Annotated in this window: 13 protein-coding genes; 9 read left to right on the top strand and 4 right to left on the bottom strand. The window is 59.0% G+C overall.

The window, feature by feature from the left end:
- Window positions 1-306 precede the first annotated feature (306 nt).
- Complete coding sequence (gene icd, locus AB4N85_RS11660) at window positions 307-1563, top strand: NADP-dependent isocitrate dehydrogenase (RefSeq protein ID WP_056788899.1); 1257 nt, start codon at window positions 307-309, stop codon at window positions 1561-1563.
- Window positions 1564-1641: 78 nt separating this feature from the next.
- On the opposite strand, the gene AB4N85_RS11655 is transcribed toward icd, so the two are convergent.
- Window positions 1642-1923: a cold shock domain-containing protein gene (locus tag AB4N85_RS11655; RefSeq protein ID WP_095182061.1), complete on the bottom strand. Its 282-nt coding sequence runs from the start codon at window positions 1921-1923 to the stop codon at window positions 1642-1644.
- Window positions 1924-2147: 224 nt separating this feature from the next.
- Between AB4N85_RS11655 and clpS the strand changes: the two genes are divergently transcribed.
- Together clpS and clpA are read left to right on the top strand one after the other, a co-directional pair.
- Window positions 2148-2531: an ATP-dependent Clp protease adapter ClpS gene (gene clpS, locus AB4N85_RS11650; protein WP_011334948.1), complete on the top strand. Its 384-nt coding sequence runs from the start codon at window positions 2148-2150 to the stop codon at window positions 2529-2531.
- Window positions 2532-2561: 30 nt separating this feature from the next.
- Window positions 2562-4832 carry an ATP-dependent Clp protease ATP-binding subunit ClpA gene (gene clpA, locus AB4N85_RS11645; protein WP_460068124.1) on the top strand — a complete coding sequence of 757 codons (2271 nt, stop codon included), beginning with the start codon at window positions 2562-2564 and terminating at the stop codon, window positions 4830-4832.
- Window positions 4833-5625: 793 nt separating this feature from the next.
- Here clpA and infA read toward each other — a convergent pair.
- From infA to aat, 3 genes are all read right to left on the bottom strand, one after another.
- Window positions 5626-5844, bottom strand: a complete 219-nt coding sequence (gene infA, locus AB4N85_RS11640) for a translation initiation factor IF-1 (RefSeq protein ID WP_002553999.1) — start codon at window positions 5842-5844, stop codon at window positions 5626-5628.
- Between the two features lie 112 nt (window positions 5845-5956).
- Window positions 5957-6664: an arginyltransferase gene (locus AB4N85_RS11635; RefSeq protein WP_041477071.1), complete on the bottom strand. Its 708-nt coding sequence runs from the start codon at window positions 6662-6664 to the stop codon at window positions 5957-5959.
- A 58-nt stretch (window positions 6665-6722) separates the two neighbouring features.
- Entirely contained in the window at window positions 6723-7403 is a 681-nt protein-coding gene (gene aat, locus AB4N85_RS11630) for a leucyl/phenylalanyl-tRNA--protein transferase (RefSeq protein WP_095182060.1), read from the bottom strand.
- A 521-nt stretch (window positions 7404-7924) separates the two neighbouring features.
- Between aat and ftsK the strand changes: the two genes are divergently transcribed.
- The 6 genes from ftsK to cysG all read left to right on the top strand — a co-directional run bounded on the left by ftsK (window position 7925) and on the right by cysG (window position 15604).
- Window positions 7925-10333 carry a DNA translocase FtsK gene (ftsK, locus tag AB4N85_RS11625; protein ID WP_041477069.1) on the top strand — a complete coding sequence of 803 codons (2409 nt, stop codon included), beginning with the start codon at window positions 7925-7927 and terminating at the stop codon, window positions 10331-10333.
- A 67-nt stretch (window positions 10334-10400) separates the two neighbouring features.
- Window positions 10401-11021, top strand: a complete 621-nt coding sequence (lolA, locus tag AB4N85_RS11620; protein WP_016775262.1) for an outer membrane lipoprotein chaperone LolA — start codon at window positions 10401-10403, stop codon at window positions 11019-11021.
- 195 nt (window positions 11022-11216) lie between these two features.
- Complete coding sequence (locus tag AB4N85_RS11615) at window positions 11217-12539, top strand: replication-associated recombination protein A (protein WP_051600478.1); 1323 nt, start codon at window positions 11217-11219, stop codon at window positions 12537-12539.
- A complete protein-coding gene (gene crcB / locus AB4N85_RS11610) occupies window positions 12539-12913 on the top strand; it encodes a fluoride efflux transporter CrcB (protein ID WP_016775261.1) in 375 nt (124 codons plus the stop codon). The genes AB4N85_RS11615 and crcB overlap by 1 nt, the downstream gene beginning before the upstream one ends.
- Before the next feature lie 15 nt (window positions 12914-12928).
- The gene (gene serS / locus AB4N85_RS11605) at window positions 12929-14209 is read left to right on the top strand and encodes a serine--tRNA ligase (RefSeq protein WP_056788907.1); all 1281 of its coding nucleotides are present in this window, start codon (window positions 12929-12931) and stop codon (window positions 14207-14209) included.
- Window positions 14210-15604: a siroheme synthase CysG gene (cysG, locus tag AB4N85_RS11600; protein ID WP_041477064.1), complete on the top strand. Its 1395-nt coding sequence runs from the start codon at window positions 14210-14212 to the stop codon at window positions 15602-15604.
- Window positions 15605-15638: the final 34 nt, after the last annotated feature.

Here is a 15638-nt window from a genome sequence, read left to right as displayed (position 1 = left end):
GCGGAAAGTCTCGTGCTAGAGAGGCCAGCCGTCGTGACCCTGTGGTCAGCGGGCGGCATTATACATAGGTAGCTGGCAATCTGCCGATGGTTCATATGCAACGATTCTCATCCATTGGTCTAAAGGTCGCAGGGCGCGACCGGGCAAAGACTCGTTACGAATGCTGGAGTTTGGCGCTTTTCCCTTTGCTTTCAGGCTTGTAGGAAACGAGATGTGCGCGGCGCAGGAACATAGGGTTTGCGTGTTGATTCAACTGGGTTACGCTCGAAGCAAGCCAGGTGTTCAATCCAAACAATGGAGTTCAGCATGGGTTACAAGAAGATTCAGGTTCCAGCCGTCGGCGACAAAATCACCGTCAATGCAGACCATTCTCTCAATGTTCCTGATAACCCGATCATCCCCTTCATCGAAGGTGACGGTATTGGTGTCGACATCAGTCCGGTGATGATCAAGGTTGTCGATGCTGCTGTTGAAAAGGCCTACGGCGGCAAGCGCAAGATTTCCTGGATGGAAGTCTATGCCGGCGAGAAAGCCACTCAGGTTTATGACCAGGACACCTGGCTGCCGCAGGAAACCCTCGACGCGGTCAAGGATTACGTGGTCTCCATCAAAGGCCCGCTGACCACTCCGGTCGGTGGCGGTATCCGCTCGCTGAACGTGGCCCTGCGTCAGCAACTCGACCTGTACGTCTGCCTGCGCCCGGTGCGCTGGTTCGAAGGCGTGCCGAGCCCGGTGAAAAAGCCCGGCGATGTCGACATGACCATCTTCCGCGAGAACTCCGAAGACATTTACGCCGGTATCGAATGGAAGGCCGGTTCGCCGGAAGCAACCAAGGTCATCAAATTCCTTAAAGAAGAAATGGGCGTCACCAAGATCCGTTTCGACGAAAACTGCGGCATCGGCGTCAAGCCGGTCTCCCGCGAAGGCACCAGGCGTCTGGCGCGCAAGGCTCTGCAATACGTGGTCGACAATGACCGCGACTCGCTGACCATCGTGCACAAAGGCAACATCATGAAGTTCACCGAAGGTGCCTTCAAGGAATGGGCCTACGAAGTGGCGGCCGAAGAATTCGGTGCGACGCTGCTCGATGGCGGTCCGTGGATGCAGTTCAAGAACCCGAAAACCGGCAAGAACGTTGTGGTCAAGGACGCCATCGCCGACGCCATGCTCCAGCAGATCCTGCTGCGCCCGGCCGAATACGATGTCATCGCTACGCTTAACCTCAACGGTGACTACCTGTCTGACGCCCTGGCGGCGGAAGTGGGCGGTATCGGTATCGCGCCGGGTGCCAACCTGTCCGACACCGTAGCGATGTTCGAGGCGACCCACGGTACCGCACCGAAATACGCCGGCAAGGATCAGGTCAACCCGGGCTCGCTGATTCTCTCGGCCGAGATGATGTTGCGTCACATGGGCTGGACTGAAGCGGCGGACCTGATCATCAAGGGCACCAACGGTGCGATCGGCGCGAAGACTGTTACTTATGATTTCGAGCGTTTGATGGATGGCGCGAAGCTGGTTTCGTCCTCCGGGTTCGGAGATGCGCTGATTTCGCATATGTAAAAGTTGCAGGCACGCAAAAACCGCCTGACTCGATGGGTTGAGTCAGGCGGTTTTTTTATGACCGAATGTTTTGAGGCTTCAACTGGTTGCCGTTTGTTTTTCCGTGGCAATCGAGCTCGGCGCCGAAGCGACTTCGACCGAAGTTATCTTCACGGCATGCAAGCCTTTAGGGCCTTGAACGATCTCGAAGTTCACCGCCTGACCTGCTTTCAGGGTCTTGTACCCATCCATTTCAATGGCCGAGTAGTGGGCAAAGAAATCAATGTCCTTGCCATCCTCATCGCGACCTTCCCGGGCGTCGGTATTGATAAAGCCGAATCCCTTGGCATTGTTGAACCATTTCACCTTGCCGACAGCCATGCTCAAATCCCTCTGCAACAGACTCCATCGCTGGAGTATCATCCACGACATCCGCAATCGAATTCGATAAAAGAATTGACTCCGCGGATCTTTTTTACCCACTGTGGGCTCTATTGGTTGTAACACCGTTTTCCCGATAGTCAAGGTGACCGGGCAGTCGTAGTTGAAAACGTGTGCAACCGCCCCCACCACTGTATTCGCACAACTGACGAACCTTTTTTTCCATGCATGCAATCAGCCAGATTCGACTAACATTCAATCAGGATCGCCCGCTTCTCCAAAAGGATCTTCCACAGGAGCACGACGACGATTCGGCAGGCGTTGCTGTTCAGGAAGCAAAGCCCGCGTTACAGGCGCCGCCGATGTACAAGGTGGTTTTGTTCAACGATGACTACACACCGATGGATTTCGTCGTCGAAGTGCTCGAGGTGTTTTTTAACCTGAATCGCGAGCTGGCGACCAAGGTCATGCTGGCCGTCCATACAGAAGGACGGGCAGTATGTGGAGTGTTTACCCGCGACATCGCCGAGACAAAGGCCATGCAGGTCAACCAGTACGCCAGGGAAAGCCAGCATCCGCTACTCTGTGAAATCGAGAAGGACGGTTAATCGCCGACCACTTGGGTATGAGGTGAAGCTATGTTAAACCGCGAGCTCGAAGTCACCCTCAATCTTGCCTTCAAGGAGGCTCGTTCGAAGCGTCATGAGTTCATGACCGTCGAACATCTCCTGCTGGCCCTATTGGATAATGAGGCTGCCGCCACCGTTTTGCGTGCCTGCGGCGCAAACCTCGACAAACTCAAGCATGATCTGCAGGAGTTCATCGACTCCACCACGCCATTGATCCCCGTCCATGACGAGGATCGCGAAACCCAGCCAACCCTGGGCTTCCAGCGTGTCCTGCAGCGTGCTGTTTTTCACGTACAGAGCTCGGGCAAGCGCGAAGTGACCGGCGCCAACGTGCTGGTCGCCATCTTCAGTGAGCAAGAGAGTCAGGCCGTGTTCCTGCTGAAACAGCAGAGCGTGGCGCGCATCGATGTCGTCAACTACATCGCCCACGGCATTTCGAAAGTACCGGGGCACGGCGATCACTCTGAAGGTGAACAAGATATGCAGGACGACGAGGGCGGTGAGTCTTCTTCTTCAGGCAATCCTCTGGATGCTTATGCCAGCAACCTCAACGAACTCGCGCGCCAGGGTCGCATTGATCCGTTGGTTGGTCGTGAGTCGGAAGTCGAGCGTGTCGCGCAGATTCTTGCGCGCCGGCGCAAGAACAATCCGCTGCTGGTGGGTGAGGCAGGCGTGGGTAAAACCGCGATTGCCGAGGGCCTGGCCAAGCGCATCGTCGACAATCAGGTGCCGGATCTGCTGGCCAATGCGGTTGTTTATTCGCTCGACCTCGGCGCTCTGCTCGCGGGTACCAAGTATCGCGGTGATTTCGAGAAGCGCTTCAAGGCGCTGCTCAATGAACTGAAGAAACGTCCGCAGGCGATCCTGTTCATCGACGAGATCCACACCATCATCGGTGCGGGTGCTGCGTCCGGTGGCGTGATGGATGCGTCCAATCTGCTCAAGCCGCTGCTGTCGTCTGGCGACATTCGGTGCATCGGTTCGACCACATTCCAGGAGTTTCGCGGCATCTTCGAGAAGGACCGTGCCTTGGCACGTCGATTCCAGAAGGTCGATGTCGTCGAGCCGTCGGTGGAAGACACCATCGGTATCCTGCGTGGCCTGAAAGGGCGTTTCGAGCAGCATCACAATATCGAATACAGCGATGAGTCGTTGCGTGCCGCTGCCGAACTGGCGTCGCGCTACATCAATGACCGGCACATGCCAGACAAGGCCATCGACGTGATCGATGAGGCGGGCGCCTACCAGCGTCTGCAACCGGTGGAGATGCGCGTTAAGCGTATCGAAGTGCCGCAGGTCGAGGACATCGTCGCGAAAATCGCGCGGATTCCGCCGAAGCATGTCACCAGTTCCGACAAAGAGCTGCTGCGTAACCTGGAGCGTGACCTGAAGCTGACGGTGTTTGGTCAGGACGCGGCGATCGATTCGCTGTCCACTGCGATCAAATTGTCCCGTGCCGGGCTCAAATCGCCGGACAAGCCGGTCGGTTCGTTCCTGTTTGCCGGGCCTACCGGTGTCGGTAAAACCGAGGCCGCGCGACAACTGGCCAAGGCGCTGGGCATCGAGCTGGTGCGCTTCGACATGTCCGAGTACATGGAGCGTCACACCGTATCGCGTCTGATCGGTGCGCCTCCAGGCTATGTCGGTTTCGATCAGGGCGGTCTGCTGACCGAAGCGATCACCAAGCAGCCACATTGCGTATTGCTGCTCGATGAAATCGAGAAGGCGCATCCGGAAGTCTTCAACCTGTTGTTGCAGGTCATGGACCACGGCACGCTGACCGACAACAACGGGCGCAAGGCGGACTTCCGCAATGTGATCGTGATCATGACCACCAACGCCGGTGCCGAGACGGCCGCGCGGGCTTCGATCGGTTTCACCCATCAGGACCACTCGTCCGATGCGATGGAAGTGATCAAGAAGAGCTTCACGCCGGAATTCCGTAACCGTCTGGACACCATTATCCAGTTTGGTCGCCTCAGTCATGATGTCATCAAAAGTGTGGTGGACAAGTTCCTCACCGAGCTTCAGGCGCAGCTGGAAGACAAGCGTGTGTTGCTTGAGGTTACTGATGCTGCGCGTAGTTGGCTGGCGGCGGGTGGTTATGACTCGGCGATGGGCGCACGTCCGATGGCGCGTCTGATCCAGGACAAGATCAAGCGTCCGCTGGCGGAGGAGATTCTGTTTGGCGAGCTGGCCGAGCATGGCGGTGTGGTGCACATCGACATCAAGGATGGGGAGTTGACGTTCGACTTCGAAACCACGGCTGAGATGGCCTGATGGCTTGATGTAGATTGGAAAGGCGCCTTCGGGCGCCTTTTTGCTGTTTGGCGTTGCGGGTTTTGAGGTGAATATCCGTTGCTGCGGGTGTTGCTGATTACGGTTCCGCCCTTACGGCGGGTCACCTTTTCCAAACGCCGAAAAGGTAACCCAAAAGGCTTGCTCCTGCGTTCGGCCCTCGCAGGCTCGGGTTCCTTCGCTCCGGGACTGATCCGGGCGCAGCGGCTCCGGTTTGCTTCGCTGCACCTCCTTCCGCTGTGTCTGGCTGCGCCAGACGGTCGCTGCGCTCCCACGCCCGGATCAATCCCTCCACTCAGCCTTCCGACGTCGCCGGTGGATCAAAAGCACTCGAGCTAACGCTCATTGTTGAGTGGGGCAGCTGCGCTGCTTTGCTTTTCTGTGGGAGCGAGCCTGCTCGCGAAGGCGGCCTGACAGCCGATCTGTTCTTGAGCAGTGGCGCGATCCAACTGTAGGAGCTGCCGAAGGCTGCGATCTTTTGATCTGGCTTCTGCTTTTGCTCTGGCTCTTGATCTTTTGCCCCTTCGGCAGGCTTCGTTACGGGATCGATCCCGTAACGAAGGTACCCCGAGCCCCAGCGAGCGGGCCGTACGCCGGGGCAAAGCCTTTGGGTTACCTTTTTGCTGGGCCGGCACTCCGGCGTTTGGAAAAGGTGACTCGCTGTAAGAGCGAAGCCGCCAGCGGCAGCGCCCGCAGCAACGGATATGCCCACAAAACCCAATTCCCAGACAAACAAAAACGCCCGGCATAACCCGGGCGTTCTGTATTGACTTGATTAACGAGCGCGGTAAGTGATCCGCCCTTTGCTCAAGTCATAGGGCGTCAGCTCGACGCGCACTTTGTCACCGGTAAGAATACGAATGTAGTTCTTGCGCATCTTGCCGGAAATATGCGCGGTTACGACGTGCCCATTTTCCAACTCCACACGAAACATGGTGTTGGGCAGGGTGTCGACGACAGTGCCTTCCATTTCGAAGCTGTCTTCTTTCGACATGCAGTAAAGCCCTCGGTATCCAATGAATGGCCCGGTGCAACTGCGCCAGGCAAAAGCGGCGTGCATTGTGCCCGAAAAATGGTGTTTACGCCAAGGGGTTTAGGCCGCAGCTTCAGTTCAGGATGACCCAGCGCTGATTGATCAGCAATTCGATGGGCCGATATTGCGTCTTGTAGTTCATCTTTTTGCAGTTCTTGATCCAGTAACCCAAGTACACGGCCTCAAGGCCCAGACGCTGGCTCTCGGCGATTTGCCAGAGGATTGCGTAACGGCCGAGGCTGCGGCGTTCTTCGTTCGGTTCGTAGAAGGTGTACACCGCTGACAAACCGTTGGGCAGCAGATCGGTCACCGCCACCGCGAGCAACCGTCCGTCGAGTCGAAACTCGTAGAAGCGCGAGAAGGGCAGGTCACGCACCAGGAACGTCGAGAACTGATCGCGGCTTGGCGGGTACATGTCGCCGTCGGCATGGCGCTGTTCTATGTAGCGCTGGTACAGGTCGAAATATTCTTCGCTGAAGTGCGGTTTGACCGGCTGCACCTGCAAATCCGCGTTGCGTTTGTAGATGCGCTTTTGCTGGCGATTAGTGATGAATTGTGCGGAGGGAATGCGCGCAGGCACGCACGCATTGCAATTCTGGCAATGCGGCCGGTACAAATGATCGCCGCTGCGACGAAAGCCCATTTCCGACAGGTCTGCGTAGACATGCACATCCATGGGCTGACTCGGGTCGAGAAACAGCGTCGTGGCCTGCTCCTCGGGCAGATAACTGCAAGAGTGGGGCTGAGTGGCATAAAACTTCAAACGCGCCAACTCGGTCATGAATCAACCCTCGGGATAAGCTGGTGGATTAAGTGTAAGCCACCTGCGCAAAAGTCGCTCAGCAAACCCAGGTCGCTGAATTCGGTTGATCTAGATGGCGCCGCAGATAGTCGGCGAATTCGCCGCGCGGAATCGACCGCGCACCGAGGCTGTGCAGGTGATCGGTCGGCATCTGGCAGTCGATCAGCACAAAACCGGCGGCTTTCAAATGCTGGACCAGCGTGGCAAAGCCATATTTGGACGCGTTGTCAGCGCGGCTGAACATCGACTCGCCAAAAAACAGTTGGCCCATCGCCAGGCCGTACAGGCCGCCGACCAGCTGTCCCTCGTCCCAGACCTCAACCGAATGCGCGAAACCGCGCCGATGCAATTCTACGTAAGCATCCTGCATGGCCTCGGTGATCCAGGTGCCGTCGGCGTAATCACGCGGTGCAGCGCAGGCGCGGATGACGGCGTCGAAATCCTGATCGAAGGTCACTTGATAGCGTTGCTTGCGCAGCAGCTTGCCGAGACTGCGCGAGACGTGCAGTTCGTCGGGAAACAGCACGGTGCGAGGGTCTGGCGACCACCAGAGAATCGGCTGGCCCTCGGAAAACCAGGGGAAGCAGCCATGGCGATAGGCCTGGATCAGTCGATCGGCGGAAAGATCGCCGCCGGCGGCGAGCAATCCGTTCGGCTCGCGCATGGCTTTTTCCAGTGGCGGAAAGGTCAGGGAGTTACGTTGTAACCAAGTCAGCATGGCATCCAGGCTTGCAGAAGGGGAGGGCAGTCAGGGGCGTGCAGGCCCCGCGAAAGAGTTTGCCGCGAAACGGCGCCGCTGTCCTGCACGGATGTCTGCTGCAGTGAGCATTGAGCTGCAACTTGATGTGTCGCCCGTGGTCGTAAGCGTCACCGTACCGATGCTGTCGAGCATTCCTGTGAGCCTGATCCGGCCAGGTTCGCTACGTTCATCAAATACAGCTCATAAGCCTTTGTCACAAAAGACAATGCATGCTCCAATTGCAACGCAGTGCATGTACGTTTGGCTATGCTCAAGGCTGGGGTCTGAAACATGGCATCGGGCGCACAAACCCGTACAATGCCGGGTTGTGACAGGCTATACGCTGCGCACAGTGTTTATGGCTGTGTTTATAAAACCAGTGGCACAGTGTTAAAAGTAGTCCCAGTTGAGCTTTTCACCTTTTTTACCTGCCTGGATTGGGCAGTTTTTTATCGTCATTCAATAGATGGACGCGCCTCGGGCGCAGGAAAAGAAGCGTTTTGAAGAAGACCACCGAAGCACCCAAAACAGTCGTTCCGCTCTGGCGCCAGCAACTGCACTACCGGCTCAAGGAAGGTGCATTGATCGCCATTGGCGCTTTGTGCCTGTTCCTGATGATGGCTTTGCTGACCTACGGCAAGGACGATCCGGGGTGGAGCCATAACAGCAAGATCGACGATGTGCAGAACTTCGGCGGCCCGGCCGGCTCATACAGCGCCGATATCCTGTTCATGGTGCTCGGTTACTTCGCCTATATCTTTCCGTTGCTGCTGGCGGTCAAGGCGTACCAGATCTTCCGTCAACGCCACGAACCATGGCAGTGGAGCGGCTGGCTGTTTTCCTGGCGTCTGATCGGCCTGGTATTCCTCGTGCTCTCCGGTGCTGCGCTGGCGCACATTCATTTCCATGCCGCGACCGGTCTGCCGGCCGGCGCTGGCGGTGCCCTGGGCGAAAGCCTTGGCGATCTGGCGAAGAATGCGCTGAACATCCAGGGCAGCACGCTGTTGTTCATCGCTCTGTTCCTGTTCGGCCTGACCGTATTCACCGACCTGTCGTGGTTCAAGGTGATGGATGTCACCGGCAAGATCACCCTCGATCTGTTCGAACTGTTCCAGGGCGCGCTCAACCGCTGGTGGTCGGCGCGCACAGAACGCAAGCAACTGGTTGCGCAACTGCGTGAGGTCGATGACCGCGTCCACGATGTGGTCGCACCGACTGTCACCGACAAACGCGAACAGGCCAAGGTCAAGGAACGCCTGATCGAGCGCGAGCAAGCGTTGAGCAAGCACATGTCCGACCGCGAGAAGCAGGTGCCACCGGTGATCGCGCCGGCACCGGCCAAGGCGCCGGAGCCGAGCAAGCGCGTGCAGAAAGAGAAGCAGGCGCCGTTGTTCGTCGACAGCGCGGTCGAAGGCACCTTGCCGCCGATCTCCATTCTTGATCCTGCGGAAAAGAAACAGCTCAACTATTCGCCTGAGTCCTTGGCAGCGGTCGGCCACTTGCTGGAAATCAAGCTCAAGGAATTCGGCGTCGAAGTCACCGTTGATTCGATCCATCCGGGTCCAGTGATTACCCGATACGAAATCCAGCCTGCCGCCGGGGTAAAAGTCAGCCGCATCGCCAACCTGGCCAAAGACCTGGCGCGTTCGCTGGCGGTGACCAGTGTGCGGGTGGTCGAGGTGATTCCGGGCAAGACCACTGTCGGTATCGAGATTCCCAACGAAGACCGCCAGATCGTACGTTTCTCCGAGGTGCTGTCGACCCCCGAGTACGACAACTTCAAATCCCCGGTCACCCTGGCGCTCGGTCACGATATCGGCGGCAAGCCGGTCATCACCGACCTGGCGAAGATGCCGCACTTGCTGGTGGCCGGTACCACCGGTTCCGGTAAGTCCGTGGGCGTGAACGCGATGATCCTGTCGATCCTGTTCAAGTCCGGCCCGGACGATGCCAAGCTGATCATGATCGACCCGAAGATGCTTGAGCTGTCGATCTACGAAGGCATTCCGCACCTGCTCTGCCCGGTTGTGACTGACATGAAGGACGCCGCCAACGCCTTGCGCTGGAGCGTTGCCGAGATGGAGCGTCGCTACAAGCTGATGGCGAAAATGGGCGTGCGTAACCTGTCCGGCTTCAACGCCAAGGTCAAGGAAGCCCAGGATGCCGGCGAGCCGTTGAGCGATCCGCTGTACAAGCGCGAAAGCATTCACGACGAAGCGCCGCTGCTGCAGAAACTGCCGACCATCGTCGTAGTGGTGGACGAATTCGCCGACATGATGATGATCGTCGGCAAGAAGGTTGAAGAACTGATCGCGCGTATTGCGCAAAAGGCGCGTGCGGCGGGGATTCACTTGATTCTTGCCACCCAGCGCCCGTCGGTGGACGTGATCACTGGTCTGATCAAAGCCAACATCCCGACACGTATGGCGTTTCAGGTATCGAGCAAGATCGATTCGCGAACCATCATCGACCAGGGTGGCGCCGAGCAACTGCTCGGGCACGGTGACATGCTCTACATGCCGCCGGGCACCAGTTTGCCGATCCGGGTTCACGGCGCGTTCGTCTCCGACGATGAGGTTCACCGCGTGGTCGAGGCCTGGAAATTGCGCGGTGCGCCTGAGTACAACGACGACATTCTCAACGGTGTCGAAGAGGCGGGCAGCGGCTTTGAAGGCAGCAGCGGTGGTGGCGACGGTGATGATCCGGAAGCCGACGCGCTGTATGACGAAGCGGTGCAGTTCGTCCTCGAAAGTCGTCGTGCGTCGATTTCCGCTGTGCAGCGCAAGCTGAAGATCGGCTACAACCGTGCCGCGCGGATGATCGAGGCGATGGAAATGGCTGGCGTCGTTACCTCAATGAACACCAACGGTTCGCGTGAAGTCCTGGCCCCGGGCCCGGTACGCGACTGAAACGCAACGACTCGAGTGGCGCAATGACGCGCCACTCGCTCTCCCACGAGTATTCAAGAGGACTCTCATGCGCCTTATCCGCATGCTGTTGCCAGTACTGGCGCTGACCACACTCACGGCCCACGCCGATGAAAAGGACGTGGCGCGTCTGACCCAATTGCTCGAAACATCGAAAACCCTGTCGGCGAACTTTTCGCAGTTGACCCTCGATGGCACCGGCACCCAGTTGCAGGAAACCACCGGCAACATGACCCTGCAGCGTCCGGGCCTGTTCTACTGGCACACCAATGCGCCGGCCGAGCAGACCATGGTCTCCGATGGCAAGAAAGTCACCCTGTGGGACCCGGATCTGGAGCAGGCAACCATCAAGAAGCTCGATGAGCGTCTGACCCAGACGCCGGCCTTGCTGTTGTCCGGCGATGTCTCGAAGATCAGCCAGAGCTTCGATATCAGCGCGAAAGAGGCGGGCGGCGTGATCGACTTCACCCTGAAGCCGAAAACCAAGGACACCCTGTTCGACAATCTGCGCCTGTCGTTCCGCAACGGCCTGCTCAATGACATGCAACTGATTGACAGCGTCGGCCAGCGCACCAATATCCTGTTTACCGGGGTCAAGGCCAACGAAGCGGTGCCTGCGTCCAAGTTCAAATTCGACATTCCCAAAGGTGCCGACGTTATCCAGGAATAAACACCGGCACTTTGTGTCAGGGCCTTTGTGGTGAGGGCCTGCTATTGAGGGGCTATTGTGGCGAGGGGATTTATCCCCGTCCGGCTGCGCAGCAGTCGTCGCTTTTGGGGCCGCTTCGCAGCCCAACGGGGATAAGTCCCCTCACCACAGGTACTTCAGCAGATTTCAGAAAATCAGAGGTTTCAACGCTACGTGATGGATCTGTTTCGCAGTGCACCGATTGCCCAACCCTTGGCCGCCCGTCTGCGTGCGGCCAATCTGGATGAGTACGTCGGTCAGGAACACGTGCTCGCTCGCGGCAAGCCTTTGCGTGAGGCGCTGGAGCAGGGCGCGCTGCATTCGATGATCTTCTGGGGACCGCCGGGCGTGGGCAAGACCACCCTGGCGCGCTTGCTCGCAGAAGTCTCGGATGCGCACTTCGAAACGGTCTCGGCGGTGCTCGCCGGGGTCAAGGAAATCCGTCAGGCCGTTGAAATTGCCAAGCAGCAGGCCGGCCAGTACGGCAAGCGCACGATCCTGTTTGTCGACGAAGTACACCGTTTCAACAAGTCGCAGCAGGACGCGTTTCTGCCTTACGTTGAAGACGGCACGCTGATCTTCATCGGCGCCACCACCGAAAACCCTTCGTTCGAACTGAACAACGCCTTATTGTCTCGGGCCCGCGTCTACGTGCTGAAAAGCCTCGACGAAGCGGCCTTGCGCAAACTGGTCCACCGCGCACTCACCGAAGAGCGCGGCCTGGGCAAGCGCAACCTGACCCTGAGCGATGAAGGCTTCCAGATGTTGCTGTCGGCCGCGGATGGCGATGGCCGGCGTCTGCTCAATTTGCTGGAAAACGCCTCTGATCTGGCAGAAGACAACAGCGAAATCGGCATCGAGCTGCTGCAAAGTCTGCTCGGCGATACGCGCCGGCGGTTCGACAAGGGCGGTGAAGCGTTCTACGACCAGATCTCGGCGCTGCACAAATCCGTGCGCGGCTCCAATCCCGACGGCGCGCTGTACTGGTTTGCGCGGATGATCGACGGCGGCTGCGATCCGCTGTATCTGGCCCGGCGCGTGGTGCGCATGGCCAGCGAAGACATTGGCAACGCCGACCCGCGTGCGCTGAGCCTGTGCCTGGCGGCGTGGGAAGTGCAGGAGCGTCTCGGCAGCCCCGAGGGCGAATTGGCGGTCGCCCAGGCCATCACTTATCTGGCCTGTGCACCGAAAAGCAACGCGGTGTACATGGGCTTCAAAACTGCACTGCGCGCGGCTGCCGAAAACGGCTCGCTGGAAGTGCCGCTGCATTTGCGCAATGCACCGACCAAGCTGATGAAGCAATTGGGTTATGGCGACGAATACCGTTACGCCCACGACGAGCCGGACGCTTATGCTGCCGGTGAAGACTATTTTCCGGAAGAACTCGAGCCGATTCCGTTCTATCAGCCCGTACCCCGCGGCCTGGAGTTGAAGATCGGCGAAAAACTCAATCACCTCGCTCAACTCGATCGTCTGAGCCCTCGGCAGCGGAGAAAATAGTGGTTCCATTGATCCTTGCAGTGTCGGTCGGCGGTGTTGCCGGCACTTTATTGCGCTTTGCTACCGGTAATTGGGTCAGCGCCAATTGGCCGCGGCACTTCTATACCGCGACGCTGGCCGTTAATATCGTGGGCTGCCTGCTGATTGGCGTGTTGTACGGCCTGTTTCTGATACGCCCGGAGGTGCCGATCGAGGTGCGCGCCGGGTTGATGGTCGGCTTCCTCGGGGGGCTGACGACTTTTTCATCCTTTTCACTGGATACGGTGCGCCTGCTGGAAAGCGGGCAAGTATTGCTGGCCCTGGGCTACGCGGCACTCAGCGTATTCGGCGGGCTGCTCGCGACGTGGGCCGGCCTGTCCCTGACCAAACTTTGATAACGAGAAACCGACATGCTCGATTCCAAACTGTTACGTAGCAACCTTCAGGACGTAGCGGATCGCCTGGCTTCCCGTGGCTTTGCCCTGGACACCGCGCGCATCGAAGCGCTGGAAGAACAGCGCAAGACCGTCCAGACCCGCACCGAAGCACTGCAGGCTGAGCGTAACGCGCGTTCCAAATCCATCGGGCAGGCCAAGCAGCGCGGCGAAGACATCGCGCCGCTGATGGCGGACGTCGAGCGCATGGCAGGCGAGCTGAGCGCTGGCAAGGTCGAGCTGGACGCGATCCAGACCGAACTCGATTCGATCCTGCTCGGTATCCCCAACCTGCCGCACGAATCGGTTCCGGTCGGCAAGGACGAAGACGACAACGTCGAAGTGCGCCGTTGGGGCACCCCGACCCAGTTCGATTTCGAAGTGAAAGACCACGTCGCCCTCGGCGAGAAGTTCGGCTGGCTGGACTTCGAAACCGCCGCCAAGCTGTCCGGTGCTCGTTTCGCCTTGTTGCGTGGCCCGATCGCGCGTCTGCATCGCGCACTGGCGCAGTTCATGATCAACCTGCATGTCACCGAACATGGCTACGAAGAGGCTTACACGCCTTATCTGGTTCAGGCTCCGGCGCTGCAAGGTACCGGCCAGCTGCCGAAGTTCGAAGAAGATCTGTTCAAGATTGCCCGCGAAGGCGAAGCCGATTTGTACCTGATTCCAACCGCCGAAGTGTCACTGACCAACATCGTTGCCGGCGAAATCGTCGATTCGAAACTGCTGCCGATCAAGTTTGTCGCCCACACCCCGTGCTTCCGCAGCGAAGCCGGTGCGTCGGGTCGCGACACGCGTGGCATGATCCGCCAGCACCAGTTCGACAAAGTCGAAATGGTCCAGGTCGTCGAGCCGTCGCAATCGATGGAAGCGCTGGAAAGCCTGACTGCCAACGCCGAAAAAGTCCTGCAGCTGCTCGGCCTGCCTTACCGCACCCTGGCGCTGTGCACCGGCGACATGGGCTTCAGCGCCGTCAAGACCTACGACCTCGAAGTGTGGATTCCGAGCCAGGACAAATACCGCGAAATCTCCTCGTGCTCCAATTGCGGCGACTTCCAGGCGCGGCGCATGCAGGCGCGTTTCCGTAACCCGGAAACCGGCAAGCCTGAGCTGGTGCACACCTTGAACGGCTCTGGTCTGGCGGTCGGTCGTACTCTGGTTGCGGTACTGGAAAACTACCAGCAGGCCGACGGTTCGATCCGTGTGCCGGACGTGCTGAAGCCTTACATGGGTGGCCTTGAGGTCATCGGCTAAATGAAATATCTGCCGCTGTTTCACAACCTGCGCGGCAGTCGTGTGTTGGTTGTCGGTGGGGGGGAAATTGCCTTGCGCAAATCCCGCCTGCTGGCCGATGCCGGTGCGCTACTGCGGGTGGTCGCACCTGAAATCGAAACGCAACTGGCCGAACTGGTCGCTGCCAGCGGCGGTGAATGCCTGTTGCGCGGTTACGCCGAAACGGATCTGGACGGTTGCGGGCTGATCATTGCCGCTACCGACGACGAAACGCTCAACGCGCAAGTCTCCACCGACGCCCACCGCCGTTGCGTGCCGGTCAACGTGGTCGATGCGCCGGCCTTGTGCAGCGTGATCTTCCCGGCGATCGTCGATCGCTCGCCGTTGATCATCGCCGTGTCCAGCGGCGGCGATGCGCCGGTACTGGCGCGTCTGATCCGCGCGAAAATCGAAACCTGGATTCCTTCGACTTACGGCCAGTTGGCTGGATTAGCTGCGCGTTTCCGCAATCAGGTGAAAAACCTGTTTCCGGATGTTCAGCAGCGTCGCGGCTTCTGGGAAGACGTTTTCCAGGGCCCGATCGCCGATCGTCAACTGGCCGGGCAGGGCGCTGAAGCCGAGCGCCTGTTGCAGGCCAAGGTCGATGGCGAGCCAATGGTCACCACTGGCGAGGTTTATCTGGTCGGTGCCGGTCCGGGTGATCCGGATCTGTTGACCTTCCGCGCACTGCGTCTGATGCAGCAAGCCGATGTGGTGCTCTATGACCGCTTGGTGGCGCCGGCGATTCTCGAGTTGTGCCGTCGCGATGCCGAGCGGGTGTATGTCGGCAAGCGGCGCTCCGAACACGCCGTGCCGCAGGATCAGATCAACCAGCAACTGGTCGATCTGGCCAAGGCTGGCAAGCGTGTGGTGCGGTTGAAGGGCGGCGATCCGTTTATCTTCGGCCGCGGTGGCGAAGAGATCGAAGAACTGGCGGCCCACGGTATTCCATTCCAGGTGGTGCCAGGCATCACGGCGGCCAGCGGTTGCGCCGCTTATGCGGGGATCCCGCTGACCCACCGTGACCATGCGCAGTCCGTGCGGTTTGTCACTGGCCACTTGAAGGATGGTTCCACCGATCTGCCATGGGCTGACCTGGTGGCTCCGGCGCAGACGCTGGTGTTCTACATGGGCCTGGTGGGCCTGCCGATTATCTGCGAGCAGTTGATCAAGCATGGTCGCGCGGCGGATACCCCGGCGGCGCTGATTCAGCAGGGCACTACAGTCAATCAGCGGGTTTTCACCGGCACGCTGGCGGATCTGCCGCGAATGGTGGCGGAGCATGAAGTGCATGCGCCGACTCTGGTGATCGTCGGCGAAGTGGTGCAGCTGCGCGAGAAGCTGGCGTGGTTTGAAGGGGCTCAAGCGCAGGTCTGAGTCAGATCAAAAGATCGCAGCCTTCGGCAGCTCC

The organism is Pseudomonas sp. H1_G08 (genome assembly GCF_054681355.1).
The sequence above is the reverse complement of the archived record's forward strand: the minus strand, read 5'-3'. Positions and strand labels throughout refer to the sequence as shown.